This is a genomic window from Rossellomorea vietnamensis, from assembly GCF_008180415.1.
GTDB lineage: Bacteria > Bacillota > Bacilli > Bacillales > Bacillaceae_B > Rossellomorea > Rossellomorea vietnamensis_C.
In genome coordinates, this window is record NZ_VTEI01000001.1 from 263692 (window position 1) to 288785 (window position 25094).

Sequence of the window (25094 nt, forward strand, 5' to 3'; positions counted from 1 at the left end):
AAAAATTTTTACCTGTGATTCAAGGAAGAGCCGGGAGCCCGGCTTATCTGCCCTTGAATTCAGGTGTACGCTTTTCAATGAATGCCTTGATGCCTTCCTGGCCATCCTCGGAAACGAATACATCTCCGAATAATTCCGCTTCCCGTCTGACTCCCTCATAAAAGCGTTCATGTTTGGAAAAGCTTAGAAGTTCCAAAGCAGCTTTCATTGCCACAGGGCTCTTCTTCGCAATCCTGAACGCCATTTCTTTCGCATGCTGAAGGACCTCATCATCCGGGTATGCTCTATTGGCCAATCCCCATTGAACCGCTTCCTTCCCGGAAATTGGTTCACTTGTGAGCAGCATTTCGGCCGCTTTCGCAGATCCGACAAACTTAGCAAGGCGCTGAGACCCGGCAAATCCAGGAACAAGCCCTAACTGCAGCTCCGGAAGCCCCAATTTTGCATTTTCGCCGACAAGGCGGATATGGCAGCCCATCGCAAGTTCAAGGCCCCCTCCCAATGCAGCTCCATGAATGGCTGCAATGATTGGTTTAGGGAAATTTTCCATGCGTTCAAAAAGGTCCTGCCCTCTTTTGGAAAGCTTCGAGAAATCCTCTCCGCTTTCTACTTTGGTGAACTCTTTAATATCTGCTCCTGCAGAAAAGAATCTGCCTTCACCATGCAGCAGGATGACTCGTGCTTCTTCATTCTTCTCCAGCTCATCCATCAGTTCGTCCAGTTCGATAATTAAGTCACTGGCAAGAGCATTTGCAGGAGGACGCTGAATAGTAACGAACGCTGCCTGATTTTCAATCTTGAAACTTAGATACTGCATCTAGTCTTCCTCCCTTACACAATACTTCAGTTCCTTGAACCGCAGCCGTTCAGCAGCAGTTTATGTATCGCAGGAACTTGTGCTGCCAGGTCATATTTTTGTTCATTCATGACCCAATTGGTAAGCATTTCATCGATAGTGCCGAAAATCATCTGTCGTGCAAGGCGGATATCGAGATCTTTCGAAAATTCCCCTGACTCGATTCCTTCTATCAAAATCTTGTCTATGACGATCAGGTAGCCTTTAAGGACCTCATTGATTTTCAATCGAATGTCCTTATTGGACTGCCTAAGCTCCAGCTGGGTGACGATTGCCAGATGGTGATCTTCCGACAAAATCTTACAATGATTTTCAATCATCACTAATAACTTCTCCGCTGCTGTTCGTTTTCCTGCTATAACTTCTTCAATTTTTTCGACAAACATTCCCATCTTTTCACGAAAAAGTGAAATCAGGATATCTTCTTTATTTTTGAAGTAAAGATATATGGTCCCATCCGCAACCCCGGCCTGTTTCGCTATCCTTGAAACCTGGGCCTGGTGGTATCCATTTTCAGCAATCACTATTACAGCGGCATCAATAATTTGTTTATACTTCGGTTTGTCTCTTTTCATATCATGCCCTGCCTCTAAGAAATAATGAATGACTATTCATTCATAAATTCATCATAAAATGTGAGAGAAAAAAAGTCAAGAAGAATATCCTTGTCCACATCTCTTTCAAAAAGAAAGGCCTGGTGGCCGCCTCAATGTTTTTGCCATAACCTATTCTAGTATGAAGTTGTGTATTCTCCAAATAAAATTAACCGAGTTTTTCATCATTCTCTTTTAATTTGTTTTTTTCCTCATCGACCAAGGCCCTTCGCAGGATTTTCCCTACAGCCGTTTTCGGAAGTTCATCCCGGAATTCATATATTCTTGGTACTTTGTAAGCAGCAAGATGCTTCCTTGCAAATGAATCCAGATCTTCCTCCGCCAGTTTGGAATTCTCCTTAAGAACAATATATGCCTTTACGGTTTCACCTCGGTAAGGATCGGGAATCCCGGCCGCGACAACCTCTTGGACATCCGGGTGTTCATAGAGCACTTCTTCGATTTCCCGCGGATAGATGTTGAAGCCTCCGGCAATGATCATATCTTTCTTCCGGTCCACTACGAAGAAATAACCTCTTTCATCCATATATCCCAGGTCACCCGTAAGCAGCCATCCATCTTTCAGAGTCATTTCTGTTTCTTCCGGTCGGTTCCAATAGCCTTTCATCACTTGTGGACCTTTGACACAAATTTCACCGATTTCATTCGGCGGAAGCTTTTCGCCGGTCTCCATTGAAAAAACAGCTGCATCTGTATCGGGCCAAGGTATGCCTATGCTTCCTTTCACCCTTTCCCTGTTCCACAGGAAGTTGGAGTGAGTGACAGGCGACGATTCAGTCAGGCCGTAGCCTTCCACTAATTTTCCGCCGGTTACTTCTTCAAATTTCTGCTGTACTTCTACCGGAAGAGGAGCAGAACCGCTTATACAGGAGTCAATGGAAGATAAGTCGTATTTCTTCAGATCTGGATGGTTTAATAACCCAATATAAATGGTCGGTGCACCAGGAAACAAAGTAGGCTTTTGCTTCTGGATCGTTTTCAGCGTGGTTTTTGCATCAAATTTAGGAAGCAGCACCATTTTATAACCCTGCATGACAGAAAGGATCATGACGGTGGTCATACCATACACATGAAAGAATGGGAGAATGCCGAGAATAATTTCTTCTCCTTTTTTACACTTATAAAGCCAGGTGTCACACATCATGGCATTGGAAACAAGATTTTTATGAGTCAGCATGACTCCTTTGGGAAATCCAGTTGTTCCTCCCGTATATTGAAGCAAAGCCAGGTCTTCTTCAAAATCAAACGGTATATCAATAGGAGTGCCATCCGCCGTTTTCATGATATCTGTAAAAAGATGATTCTTCTCAGATGGCTCTACCTTCACGACAATGTTATACTGCTTCTTTTGAATAAAAGGATAAATTAAATTCTTAGGAAACGGGAGATATTCTTTGATAGCGGTTACAATTACATGCTGCAAAGAAGTCTCTTTCATTACTTTTGTCACCTTTGGAAAAAGGATATCCATTGTAAGGATGACTTTAGCACCTGAATCTTTCATCTGATACTCGATTTCCCTCTCCATATAGAGCGGATTAGTTTGAACGACGACTCCGCCTGCGTAGAGGACTCCATAATAGCCAATGACTGACTGCGGGGTGTTCGGCAGCATGATCGCCACCCGGTCCCCTTTTTCAACTCCCAGAGTTCTGAGATAATTGGCAAACTTCAATGCGGAATTATAAAGTTCTCGGTAATTGATTTCCTTTCCCATGAAGTGGATAGCGGACTTGTCGGGATATAGTTCTGCTGCTTTCGTCAGATAGTCCTGCAGCGGCTTAGGTGTATAATCCAGTTCTTTCTTGATTTCTTCCGGATATAATTCCAGCCATGGTTTTTCCATATTGTTTCACCCCTTTTAAATTTTTAGAAAATTTTAATTCTTTATGCTATTATAGTATATCTTTACTACTGTATCAATTCGAATTCCTTTAATAAACTATGTATATTTCGGACTAATGAAAAAGAGAACGGCAGCCGCCGCTCTCCTTTTGCCCTTTACACGAAGAAAACCATGTAAAGGATACCCACAATTATAAACACGGCACAAAGTCCCAATAATACTTTTGCTAATGTTTCCATTTCTCTCTCCTTATGAGATGCCCGCTCCTATGACATAAGACAGGCCTACTGATATGACAAGGGAAATAAACCCGACTGCCCGATTATCTCTCTCGATTTCTTCATCAATCTTAAACTTAGGTGTCATAAATTCATAGATGAAGTACCCGGTTAAAAGCAGGAAAAACCCGAACACTCCCCAGCCAATCGTTGTCAGCAGGGTATCATTTTCAGCGATTGAATGCCTGAAGATATTGGCGATACCAAAAATCTTCCCGCCTGTAGCCATAGCCACCGCCATATTTCCTTTCTTTATTTCTTCCCAGTTGTTGTACTTCGTAACAAGTTCGAAAATGGAAAGGAACAGCACAAGAAACAGTACGACGACACTGTAGTAACCAGCCGTCTGAATAAATTCATTTTCCCAAAAGTTTTCCATCCCTAAACACCCTTAAATGATTTATTGTATAAAAAGTGGAAGCGGCCTGATCAGCCCCGACAGGCAAATGTTCCGGAGAGAAAAAAGGCGCTCTTTCCTTTTATTCTCTCCGGGTTATTTGACCCCGAGGGGCTAAGTCCGTTCCAGTGGGTACGGACCCTCGGCCGCTGCGGATAAATTGCATTAATAGCGGAAGCGGCCGCCAGCTCAGGAACTACTACTTTACTTAAATTCCACTACACTGACACCGGTTCCGCCTTCGCCCGCTTCGCCAAGACGGACCCTTTTGACAGAGCGGTGGTTTTTCAAGTATTCCTGCACTCCCTGCCTGAGGGCACCCGTTCCTTTACCATGGATGATGGAAACACGCGGGTAGCCTGCCAATAAGGCATCATCGATATACTTTTCGACTCGGGACAGGGCATTTTCAAATCTTTCTCCCCTAAGGTCCAGTTCCAAGCCTACATGAAAATCTTTTCCTTTGACAGTAGCAAGCGGTTTGGTTTCAACCTTTTTCTCTGCCTGAATGAACTCAAGATCGGATTCTTTAACCTTCATCTTCATGATTCCCATTTGAACCTGCCACTCTTTTGAGGATACTTTTTCAACCAGGTGGCCTTTCTGATCAAATGTAAGGACCTTCACTTCGTCTCCCGGTTTTAGCTCTCGTTGGCTCGAAGCGGCTTTTTTCGGTTTGCTTCTGTCCAAGTTAGGCGCAGCGCCTTCAATCCTTTTCCTGGCATCGATCAGCTCATGCTCTTTAACATCAGCGCTTTTTTCCAGCCTCATTTTCCGCAAGTCTCTGATAACGCCTTCTGCTTCTTCTTTAGCTTTCTCAACGACTTGAGAGGCTTTCACCTCGGCTTTTTCATATAAGCTGTCACGCTTATCATAAAACTCCATCATTTGTTTCTGCATGTCTTTATGCATCTTATCCGCTTGCTTAAGAAGTTCATGTGCTTCATCATAATCAGCTTCAGCATCTTTCCTGCTTTTCTCAAGAGAAGCAATCATATTTTCAATTTCTTTGCTGTCTGTTCCGATGTGTGATTTGGCGCGGTGAATGACCCTGTCGGCCAATCCAAGCCGTTTGGATATTTCGAATGCGTTGCTTCGGCCCGGGACCCCGATCAGCAGCTTATAGGTTGGACTCAGGGATTCTACATCAAATTCCACACTGGCATTGATGACACCTTCCCGATTATAGCCATAAGCCTTCAGTTCAGGATAGTGGGTAGTAGCAACGACTTTCGCACCTCTCTGATGTACTTCGTCCAGGATGGAAATCGCCAGCGCCGCCCCTTCCTGCGGATCTGTTCCAGCACCAAGCTCATCGAAAAGAACCAGGCTTTCGTGGTCGACTTTGTTAAGAATATCTACAATATTCACCATATGTGAAGAGAAGGTACTCAAACTTTGCTCTATCGACTGTTCATCACCGATATCAGCGTAGACATTCTGAAAGACTCCCAATTGAGAGCCATCCAAAGCAGGAATCTGCAGTCCCGCCTGCCCCATCAATGTCAGCAGCCCGACAGTTTTCAACGTCACTGTTTTACCACCGGTATTCGGTCCGGTGATGACTATCGAACTGAAATCTTTGCCCAATTCAATGTCATTGGGGACTGCTTCCTCAATCGTGAGCATCGGATGCCGCGCCCTGTTCAGTTTCAGTACTTGTTCGCCATTAATCTCAGGCTTAGTCCCTTTAATGGACTTTCCGTACTTTGCTTTAGTAAACATAAAATCTATATCGGCCAGGGTGGCGACAATCGTTAATAAATCCTCAGAATATCCACTGACCTCTACCGTCAATTCGGTAAGGATCCTTTCGATTTCCAGTCCTTCTTTCAGCTTTAATTCACGCAATGCGTTATTAAGCGTCACAATAACCTCAGGCTCAATGAAAAGAGTCTGGCCTGAAGAGGACTGGTCATGAATGATGCCTCCATAATTTCCGCGGTATTCCTGCTTTACCGGTATAACATACCGGTCATTCCGTATGGTGATGATCGCGTCTGAAAGCATTTTCTGCGCATTGCTGGATCGGATCATTCTTTCAAGTTTTTCTCTGATCCGCCCCTCATTTGCCCTGATCTGCGAGCGGATCTGCCTTAAGGAATCACTGGCAGAATCCAGAATTCCGCCATTTTCGTCGACGACCGCTCTGATTTTATGTTCAAGAGGGGTTAAAACCGTCATCTCGCTGACTTTTTCAGACAGGATCGGAAGCTCTATTTCTTCCTCTCCCAGATCCTCCATGAAAAGTCTGATCTGCCTGCTGGCATAAATGGTGCTCGCTACCTGCACAAATTCCTGGGGGCTCAGCATGCCGCCGATTGTAGCGCGTTTGACAGCAGGACGGATATCAAAGATCCCTCCCAGCGGTGCATGACCTTTTAGTCTCAGGATGCTGGCCGCTTCATCTGTCTCATCCTGTATTCTGATTACCTCTTCAAGGGTTGTGGAAGGCTGCAGGGCTTCCGCCTTTGCTCTTCCAAGTGCAGAAGCGGCAAAGCCTGAAAGCAGTTCTTTTACCTTATTAAATTCCAATGTCCTTAATACTTTATCATTCATGGAGTATACTCCTCCCTAACTATCCATCATTTCTATTTAAGAATTTCAACAGGTCATCACTCTCATAGGTGTTGATGACTGAACTTGATTTTACCCAGCCTCTTCTTGCTGCACCGACGCCAACTTCCATGAATTGAAGATGGTCGATGCTGTGGGCATCTGTATTGATGACAATCTTGACGCCGGCTTCCTCTGCCTTTTTGATATTTTCAGAAGACAAGTCCAGACGGTTTGGATTAGCATTAAGTTCAAGCGCAGTGCCAGTCTCTTTTGCCAGTTCGATCAGCATATCAACATCCACATCATAACCTTCCCTCCTGCCGATGATCCTTCCAGTCGGGTGGGCGATGATATCGACATGAGCACTCTTAAGAGCTGTCTTCAGACGATCCATTATTTTATCACGTGATTGTGTAAAACTGGAGTGTATGGAAGCAATCACGAGATCCATCTGTTGGAGTACTTCATCTTCATAATCCAGTGTACCGTCCGGGAGGATATCCATTTCGATACCTGAAAGAATGGTAATATCATCATATTTATCATTCAATTGGCGGATTTCTTCCCGTTGTTTCAATAGTCTTTCGGCAGTCAGTCCGTTCGCTACTTTAAGATACTGCGAGTGATCTGTGAATGCCATATATTTATACCCTTTTTCTCTGCAAGCCTCAACCATTTCCTCCAATGAATGGGCGCCATCTGTCCAGGTGGAGTGCATATGAAGGTCGCCTTGGATGTCCTTCAATTCAACCAGCCCATAGTCATTTGAATAGCGGTCGATTTCCCTGCCATCTTCCCTCAGTTCAGGCGGAATCCACGGCAGGCCGAAATGGCTGAAGAATTCCTCTTCAGAACGGAATGTCGCAATGTCACCCGTCTCAGCATTTTCGACTCCGTATTCACTGATCTTTTCGCCTCTCTCTTTGGCGATCTGCCTCATACGGACATTATGATCCTTAGAGCCAGTAAAGTGATGGAGAGCAGTTGCATACTCTTCGGGTTTTACAAGTCTGAAATCCACGGATACTTCCCATTCATAAAGGAAAGTAAGGGAAATCTTTGTATCTCCCGCCGCAGCGGAATCCTTTATATCCGGAAGACTCATAATCTGTTCTTTCACTGTCTGGACATCATCGACGGCAATAATGAAATCCAAGTCTTTGACTGTTTCCCTCACCCGCCTTAAACTTCCTGCTCGTGAAAATTCCTTAACTCCCTTCATTCCTGAAAGAGTCTGTTCGATTTTCTCAGCAATCGGAAGCATATAAGCAATCGGAAGCCGGTCCGGCTGCGAGCCGGCACTTTCAATCGCCTGAAGGATTTTTTCCTCAGTCTTCTTGCCGAAACCGGACAATGCCGAAACCTTGCCCGCCTCGCAGACATCCTTCAAATCCTCTATGTTCGTGACATTCAACTCCTGGTATAGCTTGGCAATCTTCTTCCCGCCAAGGCCAGGCAGCTTTAACAGGGGAACTAGGCCTTCTGGAACTTCTTTCTGAAGCTCCTCCAGAACACTTGATTCCCCCTCAGTGATGTATTCTTCAATGACAGCTGCTGTTCCTTTTCCAATTCCATTAATCTCTGTGAACGATTGAATTTCACTCAAGCTTCTGTCATCCGTTTCAAGCGCGTTGGCCGCTTTCCTGAAAGCAGATACCTTAAACGTGTTTTCGCCTTTCAATTCCATATATATAGCAATTGTTTCAAGTAGTTTTATAATATTCTTTTTGTTGACAGCCATTCGATCACCCTCTTATTAAAATTTGTCAGAGTAATGTCTATTTCTTTTGGGACTCTATTTTCAGACTCCAATACTAATACTATCAGAATACGCTCACAAAGGGAAAAAGAGATACCTTGAAGATGAGTGATTGGTGTGGCGGGGAAGGGTTCGGATTGATATGTGGTTGTATATTTAGTGGCCGATTCACGGCGATTTAGGTTCCCGATATTTCAGGACCGATTGAGGGCTGATATGCTGACATTTTCGGGTGCGTTGTAGGATAAACGAGCTTTTTTTTTGAGGGGGTGGCATTTTTAGTGGGTTTTCCGGATATTCGTGCCATTTTTTGGGGGTGTGGCATTTTAGGTGCATTCCCGAAGTAAACACCAATAAGTCAGGGATTTCATCTTTTAGTATGGTGTTTTGCTCTTAATCACACTACTAACTCCTGGGTTCCATCTTTTAGTTTAGTGTTTAGCCCTTAATCACACTACTAACTCATGGATTTACCCTTTTAGTATAGTGTTTAGCTCTTAATCACACTACTAAATTCAGAATTCAATCCTTTAGTATAGTGTTTAGCCCTTAATCACACTACTAACTCCTGGATTTACCCTTTTAGTATACTGTTTAGCTCTTAATCACACTACTAAATTCAGAATTCAATCCTTTAGTATAGTGTTTAGCCCTTAATCACACTACTAACTCCTGGATTTACCCTTTTAGTATACTGTTTAGCCCTTAATCACACTACTAACTCCTGGATTCCCCCTTTTAGTATAGTGTTTAGCCCTTAATCACACTACTAACTCCTGGGTTCCCCCCTTTTAGTATAGTGTTTAGCTCTTAATCACACTACTAACTCCAGGATTCCCACTTTTAGTATAGTGTTTAGCCCTTAATCACACTACTAACTCCTGGGTTCCCCCCTTTTAGTATAGTGTTTAGCTCTTAATCACACTACTAACTCCTGGGTCCCCTATTAGAATTTAGCCTCTAATCCCTATGTTAATTCCAAGATCCCACCTTTTAATATAGCGTTAGCCCCTAATCAGCCTATTTCCCTGCTAAGCATGCTCCTCAGCCCTTAATCCCCTATCAACTTACAGTATGTTACCTTTTCAGCCGCATTACTTAGCTCTTTTTCAGGTGTTGTCATATTCCTCCGAAATGTTATCACACTAATTTCAGCACCGGAAAGACACAAAGAAGGACCAGCCGGGTCAAGCCGGCCAGCCCTAAAGAAAGAATTATTCTGATACGTAATGGATCCACCATTCCTGAACCTGGTCGGATAAAAACGGTGTATTGGTTATCATGAATTCAGCAAGTACAGAATCATTCAACAGTGTCTGAATCATGGAAATCGGCAGCATTGCCGCGATGTATAATAAAATAAAAACAACAATATAGGTTTCTATGAAACCCAATATTCCCCCGCCCAAAACATTCAATTGTTTCAGGATCGGCAGGTGCGCAACAAAATCAAGCATGGATCCGAGGATTTGAAATACAATCCGGACAGCAAAAAAGATAATAGCAAAGGCAATGACCCGATAATAAGACTGGTCCAGATTCGTTGCTTCAAAAAGCATATTTAATGTAGATTCTTCATCCAGCATCGGAAAGGGAATCCATAACGTTAATTTTGGTGCCAGCTGATCGTAGTAGATATAAGCAATGATAAATGAAATGATAAAACCTGTCATATGTACAAGCTGAAGGATAAACCCTCTCCTCAATCCGACAAAGAATCCGAAAACGAGGATAATCAATAGTGCTAAATCAAGCATAATATTTTCAATCCTTTAATTTTTTTAATTCTTCTTCCAGACTTTCGCAGTACTCTTTCAGCTTAATGTTGTCATGAAGCGTGTTCACCGCAGTGAGTACGGCAAGCTTGCTCTTATCCAGGGAAGAATTCATGGAGCTGATCTCTCTCATTTTTTCGTCGACCAAGGAAGCAACCTGACGGATATGGCTGGTAGATTCAGTACCGACAATAACATATTGCGTCCCATATATATCCACAGTTGTACGGTTTTTTTGTTCTTGAGACAACACGAAAGCCCCCCATCATAAGAATCCTAAACATTATCATAACATGAATGTAATTAATATGGGAAAGAAAATGTCATTTTACGTCTAATTTTGTTCGCAATTCTAAAAGCAGCCAAAGTTTGATATGATTTAAGTTCAACCTTACATATGAAATACTTTTCTGGAGAAGGGAATGGGCTACGTGGCAAACACTGTTTTACAATGCTCCACATCAAAAATCAATGAAATGAAAACATATTATAAAAACAATTTGCAAAGCAAACTGCCCCCAGGGTCGGTTTTCACTGCAAAAGTACCGGGATGCACCATTACAGCTTACCGGTCAGGAAAAGTTCTTTTTCAAGGAGGAAGCGGCCAGGAAGAAGCAGGCAGGTGGGGCTCCACGGAAACAGCCCCTGCCAAAAGCGGCAAACCAAAAACGAATCCCAAGCTTCCAGCGAATATCGCGGATATGTCGATCCTTGGGTCGGATGAAGTCGGAACAGGAGACTTCTTCGGCCCCATCACAGTGGTTGCCGCTTATGTAAAAAAAGAACAAATAGCACTCTTGAAGGAGCTTGGCGTCCGTGATTCCAAGAATCTGACCGATGACAAAATCATAGCCATTGCGAAAGATCTGCTTTCTGTCGTTCCATACAGCCTCCTCATTTGTCATAACGAAAAATATAATGACCTCCAGGAAAAGGGGATGTCTCAAGGAAAAATCAAAGCCTTGCTTCACAACAGGGCAATCCTGAATCTGCTTAAAAAAATAGAGCCGGAGAAGCCTGAAGCTATTTTGATAGACCAGTTTGCAGAAGAAAACACTTATTACAAATACCTTGCTGGCCAAAAGGAAATCCACAGGGAAAATGTACTCTTCAGTACAAAAGGTGAAAGCATTCACCTATCCGTAGCCGCTGCTTCCATACTGGCTCGATATGCTTTTGTGAAAGAGATGGATAAACTCAGCGCAGCTGCAGGATTCCAAATTCCAAAGGGTGCCGGAAAGCAAGTTGATGTCGCTGCCGCCAAAATCATCCGCCAATCCGGTGCTGACGAACTGAAAAAAATCACAAAGTGGCATTTCGCCAATAGTGATAAGGCGCAAAAGCTTGCCAGGCATTGAGGCCTTTGCTACTTAGACAGTAAAATATAATGGGAATCAATAAAAAACACAACTGCAAGCAGTCCAATCAGAATAGATTGGACTGCTTTTTATACTAAAAATTTCAGTTAGATGCTTAAAGACTTTGTGTTCCTTTACTATTCCGCCCCAACAACAATAATACTTGTGCTGCGACTGCCAGAATTGGCAATTCTAATAACGGACCGATTACTAAAGTCAATGCGATTAACGGTTCGTCCGGGAAGGCGGTCATCGCAATCGCTAAAGCAATAGGCGAGTTTCTAGCTAAGGTCGTCAAGCTTAAACTGATTCTGTCAGAGGAAGAGAATCCCATAACTCTTCCAATTTTTTGTCCCACAAAAAAATTAATAATAAAGAATAACATAACCGGAATGAAAATTTTCCATATTAAACTTAAATTATCCAGAAGCAGTCCCCCTTTTGATGCAAACATAGCAGTAATGGCCAAACTCAAGAAGAGCACCGGAAATACGGCCAGTTTGGTTATAAGATATTCCCTCCATTCTTGTCTGTTTTTCAAAAGGGAATTAGTTAAAACTGCTAAAAATAAAGGAAGAATTAAAATCAGAAGAATGCTCTCCACTAGAAATTGCATCTCGATGACACCGGTGGTTCCCTCAAAAATAAGAAGATAAATCGGCAGCAGCAGTACCTGCAGGATCAAATTCAATGGCAGGATGGCAGCAGAGAGTGCCACATTGCCTTTTGCAATACCCGTAAAAATTAAATACCAATCCGTACAGGGTGTGACCATCAGCATAATGAAGCCTATGTATAAAGGAGTCTGCCCATCTAAAAAGACCAACGCCAGTATCCACGCCAGCAGAGGGGTCCAGACAAAATTGATAAGAACTGATGTAAAGGTAAACTTTCTATTTTTAAAAGCTTTCTTTATCTCCTCTAAAGGAATTTGCAAGAAAGTGATATAGAGCATGACAACTAACAAAGGAACGATGAAACTTTCTGCATAAGCCCTTACAAACTCCACTTGCCCTATTGCTATGCCAATGATCACTGCTGAGAAAATAATGATGGTATACAATTTTTCAAATAAGTTCATAGTGACTCACAACCCAACCTGCTGTATATTTTTTTAAAATTATAACACAGCGTCAATTTGAATAGATGCTCTATGACCCATACTCGGAGAACGCTGAACTTAATTTTATCAAAGCTCTTTTCATAAACTTTGTTGCTAATTTATATGAACTTCGTTAAAAATCCTTTACCAAAATATTCTGGTGAGCAAGAAGAAAAGAGCTGCTCTACAGTTTAGAGAGAAAAAACCTAGTATCTGCGGGAAATCCTGTCATTGGGAGTTTCCTGAAAATAAAAAATGAGAAAACCTCCTTTTATAGACTTTTTCTAAATAAATATTACATTAGAATGTGAATTCGCCTTCACTCCAATTGCCGCAGGAGGATCTTCGCTGCAGGCGTACGATCTCCTGCGGGACTAGCGGGACAGGTGAGACCCGTAATCTAGTTCCAGCTCCTAGCCCCTCGGGGTCAAATAACCTCAAGAGAATAAAAGGAAAGATCGCCTTTTTTCTCTTGAGAACATTTGCCTGTCGGAGCTGACCAAGGCACTTCCACTTTTTATACAGGCGCAGCCGAGGAGGCTCACCGCCCGCCCCGCGGAGTCGTGTGCCTGGAGCGGAAATCCATTATTTCTCAAAAACCACAATCTTTGCGAAAACAGCCTATCACAAAAATTGCAAGTTATTTTTACATAGGGTTGCAAGCCCCCAGTATATAAGATAAGAGAAAAACGCTCCGAGGCTTCACACTCGGAGCGTTTCTCTATGGCAGCAGTAACAATACTGAACCTATTCAATTCTGCCCTGGCTTATTAGCCTCTCAGCTCAGCCCCGGCTTTTTCTTTAACAGCATCCAAAACTTTGTTGTGCGCTTTAACGACTTCATCGTCAGTCAATGTTCGGGATGGATCAAAGTATTTCAGTGAATACGCAAGAGATTTCTTGCCAGGTTCCATATGCTCACCTTGATACAAGTCAAAGACGGAAACTTCTTTCAGCAGCTTGCCGCCCGCTTCTTTGATGATGGACTGCAGCTCGCCTGCTTTGATATCCTGCTGAACTACAAGAGCAATATCTCTTGAAATCGATGGGTATCTAGGAATCGGTGAATACTGCAATGCCGGTAAATTAAAGTTGTATAGAGGTGCCGCTTCGATTTCGAATACATAGGTTTCATTCAAATCCATATCTTTTTGGACCTGAGGATGCACCTGTCCAGCGAACCCGATAACCTTTTCGTCTAAAAGGATTTCCGCTGTTCGCCCAGGATGCATGCCATCCAGTTCTTCCGCTTGGCGGAACCTGATATGCTCAGAAACACCCAATTCTTCGAAGAGGCCTTGAAGAATTCCTTTTACAACGAAGAAATCAACAAGCTTCTTTTCACCCTGCCATGGATGGCTGTTCCATAATCCAGTGACAGCACCGGCAATATGCTCATGTTCAGAAGGAAGCTCCTGCCCCTCTTCTTTCAGGAATACAGATCCTGTTTCATAAAAAGCAAGACTATCATTTTGGCGGGCTGTATTGTAAGACAGCACTTCAAGCAATTGCGGGATGATACTCAGACGCAGGTTGCTGCGCTCTTCACTCATAGGCATGATCAGGCGGATCGGTTCGCGCTTATCGATGGCATACTGACCTGCTTTTGCATCATTAGTCAGAGAGTAAGTGATAGCTTGCTGCAAACCGGAGCCTTCCAGGTTGCTGCGAGTAGCACGGCGCTTGATTTGGAATGAAGTCAGGCTTCCTGCTGTCGCATCTCCTTCAGGGAGGGTCAATGGCAGGTTATCGTATCCATACAATCTTGCCACTTCTTCAAGCAGATCTTCAGGAATGGTGATATCCCCTCTTCGTGTCGGAACCGTAACTTGGAATTCTTCACGGTTAACAGCTGTTTCAAATCCAAGGCGGGTAAAGATATTTTCCACTTCCCCGGCACTGATTTCGGTTCCAAGCACTGAGTTGATTTTATCCAGGGTAATCGTTACAACTGCCGGCTCCACCTTCAGATTATCTACTGTGACGGAGCCTTCCAGTACGTCCCCGCCTGCATATTCTGCCATCAATGAAACGGCTCTTTCCGCCGCTTCTCTAACCCGGTTTGGATCGACTCCCTTTTCATAGCGCGTGCTCGCTTCGCTTCTAAGACCGTGGTCTTTCGAAGCAGTCCTAACCGTTCCGCCTGCAAAGTAAGCAGATTCCAGTAATACTGTCGTTGTTTCCTGGCCCACTTCAGAGTTCGCGCCGCCCATTACACCGGCTAGTGCGATTGGCTCTGTTCCGTTGGTGATCACTAAGTGGTTTTCATTCAGCTTTCTTTCTTCATCATCCAAAGTGACAATCACTTCATCCTGTTTCGCTTTTCGTACAAGGATTTCCTTGGAACCAAGACGGTCATAATCAAACGCATGAAGCGGCTGGCCGTATTCCAACAGAATGTAGTTAGTAATATCGACGACATTGTTATGAGGACGGATACCTGAAGCAATCAGACGGTTTTGCATCCACATTGGAGAAGGGCCGATTTTGATGTTTTTGACTACTTTTGCTACATAAAGCGGATTATCTTCTGCTGCTTCTACATTTAACGTAATATAATTTTCTGCTTTTTCAGATGATACCGCAGTATCAATTTCAGGTTTTTTCACTGAACGGCCAAGAATTGCTGCTACCTCATAAGCTACTCCCAGCATACTTAGTGCATCTGATCTATTTGGCGTTAATCCAAGTTCCAGAATCGCATCGTCCAAGTTCAGTTCTGCCACAGCATCCGCCCCGACTTCCGTCTCTTGTGCGAACACATAAATACCTTCAGCGTGCTCTTTAGGAACAAGCTTGCCTTCAACACCAAGCTCCTGCAAAGAACAGATCATTCCGTTAGACTGCTGTCCGCGGAGCTTCGCTTTTTTGATTTTAAAATTGCCCGGCAGGACAGCTCCTACCTTTGCAACCGGAACCTTTTGGCCTTTTGCTACATTAGGCGCACCGCAGATGATTTGAACAGGTTCTTCATCTCCGACATCGACTTGGCATCTATTTAATTTATCTGCATCCGGATGAGGCTCGCATTCCAATACGTGCCCAACCACAACATTCTTGATTTCTTTTCCAATTACCTCGACACCCTCGACTTCAATTCCGCTGCGGGTGATTTTTTCAGCAAGCTCTTCAGGGGTTACACCGGAAAGATCGACATAATCCTGCAGCCATTTATATGAAACAAACATTTTCCTGCCTCCTTAATTATTCCTGGGTTTGAAATTGTTTTAAGAAACGAACATCATCTGTATAGAAGTGACGGATATCATCAATTCCGTATTTCAGCATCGCAATACGCTCTGGTCCCATACCAAAAGCGAATCCTGTGTACTTCTTAGAGTCGAATCCGGACATCTCAAGTACATTTGGATGAACCATTCCGCCTCCAAGAATTTCAATCCAGCCAGTGCCTTTACATACACTGCAGCCTTTACCGCCGCAGATCTTACATGTGATATCCATTTCTACAGAAGGCTCTGTGAAAGGGAAAAAGCTTGGACGAAGACGGATTTCCCTGTCTTCACCGAACATTTTTTTCGCAAACACCTGCAGAGTTCCTTTCAGGTCGCTCATGCGGATGTTTTCACCGATGACAAGTCCTTCAATCTGCATGAATTGATGAGAGTGGGTCGCGTCATCATTATCGCGGCGGTACACTTTCCCGGGGCAGATCACTTTAACAGGGCCTTTTCCTTCATGCTTCTCCATCGTCCTTGCCTGTACCGGTGAAGTGTGGGTCCTAAGTAAGGTCTCCTCTGTGATATAGAAAGAGTCCTGCATATCTCTTGCCGGATGTCCCTTTGGAAGATTCAATGCTTCGAAATTGTAAAAGTCGGTTTCAACTTCCGGTCCTTCCGCAATGCTGTAACCCATTCCGATGAACAGATCCTCGATTTCTTCCACAATTTTCGTCAGCGGGTGTTTGCTTCCTTTTTTGACCGGTCTGCCAGGCAGGGTGACATCAATCGTTTCTGATGCAAGTTTTTTATTGACCGCCTCTTTTTCAAGTTTTTCATTTTTCTCTTCCAGACGTTCTGTGATGGCCGCTCGAACATCATTGGCGAGGGCTCCCATTTTTGGGCGTTCCTCAGCAGAAAGCTTGCCCATTCCTCTTAACACTTCCGTGATAGGGCCTTTCTTTCCGAGATAAGCAACCCGGATGTCGTTGAGCTCTTTAAGCCCTTCTGCTGCTTCGATTTGTTGAAGAGCTTCGTCTTGCAACTGCTTTAGTTTTGCTTCCATGCAAATGGCCTCCTTAGCTAATTTTGGCATTTTATTTAAACAACAAAAAAACCTCTTCCCAATCAAGGGACGAGGTTATCGTCGCGGTACCACCCTTATTAACACACAGCAAGCCTGTGCTCTCTTCATTGGGATAACGGCTTGTCGCCGGGGCATCTTTCGGTTTCCTGAAGAAACGGTCCCGATGCCAACTCAAGAGGTGAACGTTCGCGGTGGTGTCCATAAGAGCACTTTCAGTCACGGTACTCTTTCCCTGAAATGGTTACATCACGCTACTTTTCTCTATCATTGTTTTTTTACATATGTGCATTCATTATAGAAAACATTTCAGCTGATTTCAAACCTTTTTCAAAAATTACTGCGCCTTTTTCAAGTGATACATTAGAATCCCTGCTGCAATAGCCACATTCAATGATTCGCTCTTGCCGTAAATCGGTACATAAAGGTTCTGGTCAGTGGAGCCCAGAATGGATGGAGATACGCCATTGCCTTCATTCCCCAGGATAAGGGCGAATGACTCTTCGCTTGATACAGTATGGTATTCCACACTGTTCTCCAATGCGGTTCCATATACCGGAACTCCCTCATTTTTCAAAGAGTCTATCCAGTCCGGCAGATCGCCTTTTATAATCGGAAGGTGAAAATGGCTTCCCTGCGCTGAACGAAGAACTTTCGGGTTATACAGGTCCGCAGTACCTTCCCCAAGGATAATCATATCGATGCCGGCTGCGTCTGCAGTGCGGATGATGGTTCCGAGATTTCCCGGATCCTGTACTTCATCAAGCATCAAGAAGGCTCTGCCTTTCAACTCGCCTTCCTTTGTTTCGGGCTGATAGCAAACCGCAAAAACTCCCTGACTGGTTTCAGTAGCCGAGACTGCTTTGGCAGCATCTTCAGACAGCTGAGTGACCGAAACAGAGTCAAGATTCCAAGCGGAGGGAAGATCAATTCCTTCTTTCACCAGCACCTCTTGAACAACTTCATCGTATTTAAGGGCTTCCTCAACCAGATGGAAACCTTCAACCATATATGTACCAGAGCGGTCGCGCTCTTTCTTTGTATGCAGCTTCTTCCACTGCTTCACCTGTGGATTTTTAGCAGATTGAACATATTTCACAGTTTGTGTCTCCTTGTGAACAGTTTGGCGGCTGATCTGTGTACCTTATCTTTATGCCGCTTTCGAATTTACATTATACCTCACATTTCGTACATAATAAACGGGAAGTGGGAGAAGATAACCAAGAAAGCACTAATTTCAGGGTAAAGGAGCGTTTTAAAATGGGATTGAACTTACGAAATGCGATCATCCATAATGTTTCAGGAAATAATCAGGATCAGTTAAAAGATACGATTGTTGACGCTATCCAGGGCGGTGAAGAAAAGACACTTCCTGGACTTGGCGTTCTTATGGAAGTGTTTTGGAATACGGCAGATCCACAAGAGCAGAAAATGCTGCTGGAAACAATTGAAGAAGGCTTGAAGGGTTGATTAAGACGGATGCATTGTGCATCCGTTTTTTTGGTTGGCTTGGCTGGGGTGCTTTTGGGTAAGCTTGATTGAATACAGAGGGCCAGCGTGAGTCCGTTTTATAAGATGGATTAGGATGAGATTTGCGGGACATTGAGATTCACTTTTTTGATAGTTAACGGCCCGGAAGCGGGATTTGCGGGCCATTGAGATTTGCTTCTTTGATGGATAACGGCCCGGTAACCGTATTTGCGGGCCATTGAGATTTGCTTCTTTGATGGATAACGGCCCGGAAACGGGATTTGCGGACCATTGAGATTCTCTTTTTTGATAGTTAACGGCCCGGAAGCGGGATTTGCGGGCCATTGAGTTTCGCTTTTTTTACGGTTAACGGCCTGGAAGAGGAATTCCCGGGCCGAAACCGAGAAAGCTCTATCGCCAACGTAAATTCATACCTCTCATCTATCATTTATTATTCATCCCTGCATTAATGACGATTTGTCCCATACCTCAGCAGCCTCAGTAAAATCAATTAGAAACACAACAAAAAAAGAGACCCTCAAAAGGTCTCTTTTTCAACAAATCAATCAAACGTAATTTTAGCAACAGTGTCTTTATCAAGACGCTTGATGACTTCAGTGATTAGTTTCACTGCATTTTCGTAGTCATCACGGTGAAGCATCGCTGCATGAGAGTGAATGTAGCGTGTTGCAATCGTGATGGAAAGTGCAGGAACACCATTTGCCGTCAAATGGATAGCACCTGAATCGGTTCCGCCGCCTGCAATCGCATCGAACTGGTAAGGGATGTTGTTTTCATCTGCAATATCCGTAACAAAGTCACGAAGACCTTTGTGTGAAACCATGGATGCATCATAAAGAATGATCTGCGGGCCTTCACCCATTTTGCTTTGTGCTTCTTTTTCAGAAACGCCAGGAGTATCTCCGGCGATTCCGACATCGACACCAAATGCGATGTCCGGCTTGATTTTAGAAGCAGAAGTTCTTGCGCCGCGAAGGCCGACTTCTTCTTGCACTGTTCCAACACCGTATACGACGTTTGGATGGTTTTCGCCTTTTAATCCTTTAAGGACATCAATGGCAATCGCACAGCCGATACGGTTATCCCAAGCTTTAGCTAATAGCATTTTTTCATTGTTCATTACAGTGAATTCAAAGTAAGGAACAACCATGTCACCAGGCTTAACGCCCCACTCTTGTGCTTCATCACGGCTTGAAGCGCCGATATCGATGAACATGTCTTTGATATCAACCGGCTTTTTGCGTGCTTCCGGAGGCAGGATGTGAGGCGGCTTTGAACCGATTACCCCTGTGATGTCCCCTTTGTTTGTAACGATTGTCACACGCTGGGCAAGCATCACCTGTGACCACCAGCCGCCGACTGTTTGAAAACGAAGGAAGCCTTTGTCATCAATTTGAGTAATCATGAATCCAACTTCATCAAGATGGCCGGCTACCATGATTTTTGGACCGTTTTCATCGCCGACTTTCTTAGCGATCAAGCTTCCAAGATTATCAGTTGTGATTTCATCCGCGAAAGGCTCTATGTATTTCTTCATTACTTCTCTTGCTTCGCGCTCATTACCTGGCACACCTTTAGCATCTGTTAGATCTTTCAGCATGCTTAGTGTTTCGTCTAGTTTCGCCATTATTTCGACCCCCTAATGATTTTATGTACCACTGAATATAATAACAAATTATCAGAATTTATTCAAAAAATTTGCATATTAAACGGCAGCTACCGTTAGATTTCCTCTATCAGCAAATAATATCCATTCAGTACCCTTGTTCCTGGCGCCTGTAGTTCACTTCATTCTTCTGTTTATAAGCCTGTACTACTTCCTCATGGGAAAAACCAAGAGATTCCCCTAAATAAAAGTATTGATGCACAAGCTGGTCATACTCGGTCACTGATCTTTTGGACGTAAAATCATTGATGGAATGATACACATTAAGGAACTGCTCTGTAAGACTGGCATCCCTGTAGCTCGCATCCCGGAGCTTGAAATTTTTGATGCCAAGCGCAATTCCCAAAGATAAAATGAAATGGACGCCATCTACAAATTCTTCAAGAATGACATCCTTTTCTGAAGGAGATTTTTTGCTCCAAAATTTAAAACACCTTGTTTCATTGGCCAACTCCCCGATCTCCACCAGGAGAGCCAGCGTTTTTTCTTGAAACAAGTCCTCTTCTTCCAGCCCGTGTTCCTTTTCAATATATGTATCCAGTGCTTTCTGCATTTGAAATAACTCATTAATATTCATGATTATCCTCTTCCTTTCTTAAAGTACCCTCATAAAATCCTTCTTCAGCCCCGAAAACTATACCATACTGTGCAGTCTGCTAAAAAAAAATAACTTTTTTTCAATTTAAATGAAACTTTTTTCCGGCTCAATCGTAGAGAGAAATGGATGTACTATGCAGTGTGATTGTCTGGAGGGTTAAACGATGCTGATACTCATTAGGATTTTGGTCTTTTTACTTATTATTTATCTATTATACCGCGCTTTTAAATACGTTGTGAATCCAAAGCGCAAGCTGGAATTAGCTTCGGAACAGAAGAAATTCTACTTCCTCGACGATCAAGAAAATGTCAGGAAAAACTTCCTGGTCACTTATAAAGGTGTTTTATTTCAGGGAGAGAAGTACCTGGGTACTACAGAACGCGCCTTTGAGGTTGTTTCTATTTTTGTTTGGGTTGAAAATGCCAACCTTTTAAAAGGAATCAGCTATGAAGACCTGAAATATGTGGAAACAGAAATATTGGAGAGGTACCCGAATGCCTCGATTGACTGGAAAAGTCCTTTAAAAGAGTTTATTAACAAAAAACAGGAACCGGAAATGGAATGAGCATTCCCCCGGCTCCTGTTTTTTGTTAGGCTCTTCTCTAAAACTATAATTTTATGACGGCTGATGAAAGAACTCCCTCCACTTGATCACTTTTACTTTTTCCCTCAAGGTATAAAACAGCAGACACAACCCCAATAGAATCATCGCGATAATCCCGGGAGTAAACTCGGAAATGAATTCACCAAACACGGTATAAAAGAACGCCAGGGGCAGGTTTGCCAGAAAAGAACTTTTCAAATAGTCCCCCAGCGCCGGCCTTCTTTCCATCAAACAAACATTCAAAAGTTGATAATGAACAAAAGGCACAAGCCTCAAAACCGCAATCTGCCCGACTGTCAGAACCGCCCCCTGCCCAAACCACTTTTGTTTAAGATTTAACAGCTTTTGATTCAAACCGGGAAACATTTTCAATATAAAATAAGAGCCTGCTGACAGCAAGGTTAATCCAGCCAGGGAATACAAAGTGCCAAAAACACTGCCAAATAGGATGCCTCCGACAATACAAACCAGGACCACAGGTATAAAAATAAATTGCCTGACGATATGAAATAAAATGAATGCGAGGGGAGCCAGCCAACCGCTTGCTTCAATAAAAGTAAACACAAAGGCATATCTATCATCCATGCCCCCACCTCTTTTCTACATGTTACTACAGCATATACAATGGTACGAGCTGTTAGAACAAGACATCTTATCCCAGCGCATTTCTATCCTTGGTAAAAGACAAACGCAAGGGCTGAATAACTGATCAGCTGCCCAACAGACAACGCAGGAAGACCATATTTAAAAACTTTATGTTTCGTCTTATGCCTGAACACTCTCATCCCCGCGAAACAGCCGGCAGCACCTCCAAGGAAGGCCGCCTTCCAGATTGTGCTCTCTTTAATTCTGTACTGTTGTTTTTTCGCTCTTGTTTTATCATTTCCCATAATCATAAATCCCATAAGGTTTATAATGATAAAATACGTGATTAATAGAATGAGTGCAGTATTCATACGCAGATGCCTCTTTTCAAGTTTTTCTTGATTATACTAATTTAATTATAAAGGAAGGATGTCCTGCCGCAACAACAGATGAATGATTACCTGGTATTCTGGTTTTCAAGCGAATAACCTGTTGGAAGGGAAAGGCAGCTTTCCTCAGCTGGATGCTTAAGCGAATCTCGCACTGTAAGATTGCTCTTAGCGATCAAGCGATGAGATTAGGTACATTGATTTTATTAATAGAGGAAAAGAATTCCCTTATTTTAATAATTGCATAGAAAATAGCTTAAATAGAGGAAGAAATGTCCCTTATCTCACTCAAAACACTAAAAATAGGTTCTTTTTCTTTCAATAAGGGAAAAAACTTCCCCTATTTACGGACAAAATCAGTTCCAACCTGCAATTAACTGTATAATCTTCCCTTATTTTTCCGCAGGTTAGTCAATTAGGAACAAGACTTTAATTTCACTTTTTCTACAGACTGTTTTCTAAGAAATTATTGCTTTAGAAAGGAATTGCGGTTGTTATAAGAGTAACTATCTTTTAATGGCTGTTTTTTGTAAAGTTTATCCTCCTCCTATTTGGTAGAAGGATTGGAGCGGAAGGCGTCCGACCTCCTGCGGGACTAGCGGGACAGGTGAGACCCCGCAGGCGCAGCCGAGGAGGCTCAACGCCCGCCCCGCGGAGTCGTACGCCTGGAGTGGAGATCCATTACTCTTAAATGTCATGTTACTTTTCTGAGAGGAATCATCGCTGCAGACATATGATTTCCGTGGGACTAGCTGTACCTTTTCACATTTTATATAGAAATTAACTAGTTCAGTTCCCCACTAGTTGGAAGAGCTCAACAATACAAAAAAGCCATCCTCCAAAGAGAATGGCTTTTATAAAGTAAATTACTTGTTGTTTTGAGATTTTGCAGCTTCTGCTAATTGAGCAAATGCTTGTTCGTCGTTAACAGCAAGCTCAGCAAGCATTTTGCGGTTCACTTCGATACCTGCAAGTTTAAGACCATGCATCATGCGGCTGTAAGAAAGACCGTTCATGCGTGCAGCTGCATTGATACGAGTGATCCAAAGCTTACGGAAGTCGCGCTTTTTCTGGCGACGATCGCGGTAAGCATACATATAAGATTTCATAACCTGCTGGTTAGCTACTTTGTATAATGTATGTTTTGAACCGTAAAAACCTTTTGCTAATTTAAGAACTCTTTTGCGACGTCTGCGTGTTACTGTACCGCCTTTTACACGTGGCATATAATTTCCCTCCTAGTGTTAAATCTTCGATATTATAAGTTGTCAAGCATGTGACGAATGCGTTTGAAATCACCTTTAGAAACTACAGCGCCTTTACGTAGCTTACGCTTTTGCTTCGTAGATTTGTTAGCGAATAAATGGCTTGTATAAGCATGAGAGCGTTTCAATTTTCCAGAACCTGTCTTCTTAAAACGCTTAGCTGAGCCGCGGTGAGTTTTCATTTTTGGCATGTGAAATTCCTCCTCGATCCATTACTTTTCATTAATAGGTGCTAAAACTAAGAACATACTGCGTCCTTCCATCTTTGGCTTCGATTCTACTGTAGAAAGATCTTTACATGCTTCAGAGAAACGATCCAGTACGCGTTGGCCGATTTCTTTATGAGTAATGGCACGGCCTTTAAAGCGGATAGAAGCTTTTACTTTATCTCCTTTTTCAAGGAACTTGCGAGCATTGCGAAGCTTCGTGTTAAAATCATGTTCTTCGATACCGGGGCTCAGACGAACCTCTTTCAAATTAATGATTTTCTGGTTTTTGCGAGCTTCTTTCTCTTTTTTCTGCTGCTCGAACTTATACTTACCATGGTCCATGATACGGCCCACTGGCGGTTTTGCATTCGGAGCAACCAATACAAGATCAAGATTCACACGTCCAGCGATTTCTAATGCTTCATTTTTGGATTTAATTCCAAGCTGCTCTCCATTTTGGTCAATCAAACGGATTTCACGAGCGCGTATGCCTTCGTTAACGAACATGTCTTTGCTAATAGTCAGCCACCTCCAAGGTTAATTAAGAATACTGTGTTTGGGTCAAGATCAGCATTGAGCAAATAGCTGCAGGGCAAGAATGTATGTTGGTTTTAAGCCATAAAAAAATGCCGGTGGCAAAAGCACACCCGCATTATAAGACGTAAACGTCATAAAGTACATTTCGTAAAACCTGCCAACTGCCTAGTGCGTCAATCAGGTGAGAAGCGGGTAGCTCCTTCTTTACCGCAAACTGTATTCAATTACCTTAGTTACTATATCATAATCAGTCTTACACTGTCAAATGATCGCTTTCTTTTGCAACAAGATTTATCTTATCAAAAGTCTGCCCAGAACGCAATAGCTTTTCTGCAAAAATGTTTGAAAAGTCATTTTTGGGGCTAAAGAATAGTAGCAGAAACTTCAAAGGAGTGTTTTTTATGAAAAAATTATTCACCGTCGGTACGGCACTTTCAATAACACTCATGCTCGGCGCCTGCCAGGATTCAGAAGAAGGGCAAAATGAGAGCCAGGAGGAAGTACAAAATCCGGAAGAGGGCCAAGATGCTGATACAGTGATTGCGTACGATTATTTTGATATGAAAGTAGATTATCAAGACCTTGAAAATGCTTATGCAGTTGAATATGAAAAAGAAGGAGAAGGCCAGGACGTCGATATTACTGATAATATTAACAATAAAGAATACGACACTACAGATGACAGCGTAGCGTTTGGAGACATCCAGCCTGCTTTCAGCGAGTTGGAATTTGATGAAGATACTCCTGATGAAGAAGTAGCTCAACAGCTTGTTGATGCATTTGGACTGAGAGAAGATTATGAAAGAATTGAACTCGAGGTCGACTTTACAGAGGGCGGAGAAAAGAACTTTACCTACGAGAACCCGTCTAATTCATAATAATGGACTATCATGCAGGTCATTTAACCTTACTCATAGCCCATTAGCAAAAAGGCCGTCTCCTTCGA

General features: G+C 43.1%; 23 protein-coding genes and 2 other annotated features. Of the genes, 4 read left to right on the top strand and 19 right to left on the bottom strand.

The genetic code is table 11. The features are described from left to right. Positions 1-43: 43 nt before the first annotated feature. The 8 genes from FZC78_RS01245 to zapA form a co-directional block, all read right to left on the bottom strand. The gene (locus FZC78_RS01245; protein ID WP_148937878.1) at positions 44-817 is read right to left on the bottom strand and encodes an enoyl-CoA hydratase; all 774 of its coding nucleotides are present in this window, start codon (positions 815-817) and stop codon (positions 44-46) included. Positions 818-843: 26 nt separating this feature from the next. Then, positions 844-1431: a TetR/AcrR family transcriptional regulator gene (locus FZC78_RS01250; protein WP_148937879.1), complete on the bottom strand. Its 588-nt coding sequence runs from the start codon at positions 1429-1431 to the stop codon at positions 844-846. 187 nt (positions 1432-1618) lie between these two features. Further along, complete coding sequence (locus FZC78_RS01255; protein ID WP_148937880.1) at positions 1619-3316, bottom strand: long-chain-fatty-acid--CoA ligase; 1698 nt, start codon at positions 3314-3316, stop codon at positions 1619-1621. Positions 3317-3565: 249 nt separating this feature from the next. Next, the gene (locus FZC78_RS01260) at positions 3566-3973 is read right to left on the bottom strand and encodes a DUF350 domain-containing protein (RefSeq protein ID WP_148937881.1); all 408 of its coding nucleotides are present in this window, start codon (positions 3971-3973) and stop codon (positions 3566-3568) included. A gap of 222 nt (positions 3974-4195) precedes the next feature. After that, positions 4196-6550, bottom strand: a complete 2355-nt coding sequence (locus FZC78_RS01265) for an endonuclease MutS2 (RefSeq protein WP_148937882.1) — start codon at positions 6548-6550, stop codon at positions 4196-4198. Between the two features lie 19 nt (positions 6551-6569). Beyond that, the gene (gene polX, locus FZC78_RS01270; protein ID WP_148937883.1) at positions 6570-8291 is read right to left on the bottom strand and encodes a DNA polymerase/3'-5' exonuclease PolX; all 1722 of its coding nucleotides are present in this window, start codon (positions 8289-8291) and stop codon (positions 6570-6572) included. Positions 8292-9523: 1232 nt separating this feature from the next. Beyond that, positions 9524-10066, bottom strand: a complete 543-nt coding sequence (locus FZC78_RS01275; protein WP_148937884.1) for a CvpA family protein — start codon at positions 10064-10066, stop codon at positions 9524-9526. A gap of 7 nt (positions 10067-10073) precedes the next feature. Then, positions 10074-10334, bottom strand: a complete 261-nt coding sequence (gene zapA, locus FZC78_RS01280; protein WP_148937885.1) for a cell division protein ZapA — start codon at positions 10332-10334, stop codon at positions 10074-10076. 181 nt (positions 10335-10515) lie between these two features. Between zapA and rnhC the strand changes: the two genes are divergently transcribed. After that, complete coding sequence (rnhC, locus tag FZC78_RS01285) at positions 10516-11442, top strand: ribonuclease HIII (protein ID WP_148938126.1); 927 nt, start codon at positions 10516-10518, stop codon at positions 11440-11442. A gap of 115 nt (positions 11443-11557) precedes the next feature. Here rnhC and FZC78_RS01290 read toward each other — a convergent pair whose 3' ends face one another. The 4 genes from FZC78_RS01290 to FZC78_RS01315 all read right to left on the bottom strand — a co-directional run bounded on the left by FZC78_RS01290 (position 11558) and on the right by FZC78_RS01315 (position 17903). Then, positions 11558-12523, bottom strand: coding sequence for an arsenic resistance protein (locus FZC78_RS01290; protein ID WP_148937886.1), 966 nt, complete (start codon positions 12521-12523; stop codon positions 11558-11560). A 791-nt stretch (positions 12524-13314) separates the two neighbouring features. Continuing rightward, positions 13315-15732: a phenylalanine--tRNA ligase subunit beta gene (gene pheT, locus FZC78_RS01305; RefSeq protein ID WP_148937888.1), complete on the bottom strand. Its 2418-nt coding sequence runs from the start codon at positions 15730-15732 to the stop codon at positions 13315-13317. Between the two features lie 16 nt (positions 15733-15748). After that, the gene (gene pheS, locus FZC78_RS01310) at positions 15749-16786 is read right to left on the bottom strand and encodes a phenylalanine--tRNA ligase subunit alpha (protein ID WP_148937889.1); all 1038 of its coding nucleotides are present in this window, start codon (positions 16784-16786) and stop codon (positions 15749-15751) included. Between the two features lie 62 nt (positions 16787-16848). Further along, positions 16849-17084 (bottom strand) — a binding site (T-box leader). Between the two features lie 57 nt (positions 17085-17141). Beyond that, on the bottom strand, positions 17142-17903 hold the full coding sequence (locus FZC78_RS01315; RefSeq protein ID WP_148937890.1) for a TrmH family RNA methyltransferase: 762 nt from the start codon (positions 17901-17903) through the stop codon (positions 17142-17144). A 161-nt stretch (positions 17904-18064) separates the two neighbouring features. Between FZC78_RS01315 and sspI the strand changes: the two genes are divergently transcribed. Further along, the gene (gene sspI / locus FZC78_RS01320; RefSeq protein ID WP_148937891.1) at positions 18065-18274 is read left to right on the top strand and encodes a small acid-soluble spore protein SspI; all 210 of its coding nucleotides are present in this window, start codon (positions 18065-18067) and stop codon (positions 18272-18274) included. Between the two features lie 562 nt (positions 18275-18836). On the opposite strand, the gene FZC78_RS01325 is transcribed toward sspI, so the two are convergent. Both FZC78_RS01325 and FZC78_RS01330 read right to left on the bottom strand, forming a co-directional pair. Further along, the gene (locus FZC78_RS01325) at positions 18837-19922 is read right to left on the bottom strand and encodes a M42 family metallopeptidase (protein ID WP_148937892.1); all 1086 of its coding nucleotides are present in this window, start codon (positions 19920-19922) and stop codon (positions 18837-18839) included. 127 nt (positions 19923-20049) lie between these two features. Further along, complete coding sequence (locus FZC78_RS01330) at positions 20050-20538, bottom strand: dUTP diphosphatase (RefSeq protein ID WP_148937893.1); 489 nt, start codon at positions 20536-20538, stop codon at positions 20050-20052. A 184-nt stretch (positions 20539-20722) separates the two neighbouring features. Between FZC78_RS01330 and FZC78_RS01335 the strand changes: the two genes are divergently transcribed. After that, positions 20723-21124 (top strand): sigma-w pathway protein ysdB, encoded by a 402-nt coding sequence (locus FZC78_RS01335; RefSeq protein ID WP_187442640.1) that lies wholly within the window; start codon positions 20723-20725, stop codon positions 21122-21124. 51 nt (positions 21125-21175) lie between these two features. On the opposite strand, the gene FZC78_RS01340 is transcribed toward FZC78_RS01335, so the two are convergent. The 5 genes from FZC78_RS01340 to infC form a co-directional block, all read right to left on the bottom strand. Beyond that, a complete protein-coding gene (locus FZC78_RS01340; RefSeq protein WP_148937894.1) occupies positions 21176-21748 on the bottom strand; it encodes a TVP38/TMEM64 family protein in 573 nt (190 codons plus the stop codon). An 83-nt stretch (positions 21749-21831) separates the two neighbouring features. Continuing rightward, entirely contained in the window at positions 21832-22119 is a 288-nt protein-coding gene (locus tag FZC78_RS01345; RefSeq protein WP_148937895.1) for a DUF1294 domain-containing protein, read from the bottom strand. An 884-nt stretch (positions 22120-23003) separates the two neighbouring features. Further along, entirely contained in the window at positions 23004-23363 is a 360-nt protein-coding gene (gene rplT / locus FZC78_RS01350; protein ID WP_148937896.1) for a 50S ribosomal protein L20, read from the bottom strand. Between the two features lie 32 nt (positions 23364-23395). After that, on the bottom strand, positions 23396-23593 hold the full coding sequence (gene rpmI, locus FZC78_RS01355; RefSeq protein WP_113928486.1) for a 50S ribosomal protein L35: 198 nt from the start codon (positions 23591-23593) through the stop codon (positions 23396-23398). Positions 23594-23614: 21 nt separating this feature from the next. Further along, positions 23615-24118: a translation initiation factor IF-3 gene (infC, locus tag FZC78_RS01360; protein WP_113928485.1), complete on the bottom strand. Its 504-nt coding sequence runs from the start codon at positions 24116-24118 to the stop codon at positions 23615-23617. Between the two features lie 107 nt (positions 24119-24225). Continuing rightward, positions 24226-24359, bottom strand: a sequence feature (ribosomal protein L20 leader region). A 190-nt stretch (positions 24360-24549) separates the two neighbouring features. On the opposite strand from infC, the gene FZC78_RS01365 reads away from it, so the two are divergent. Continuing rightward, the gene (locus FZC78_RS01365; protein ID WP_187444758.1) at positions 24550-25026 is read left to right on the top strand and encodes a YusW family protein; all 477 of its coding nucleotides are present in this window, start codon (positions 24550-24552) and stop codon (positions 25024-25026) included. Positions 25027-25094: the final 68 nt, after the last annotated feature.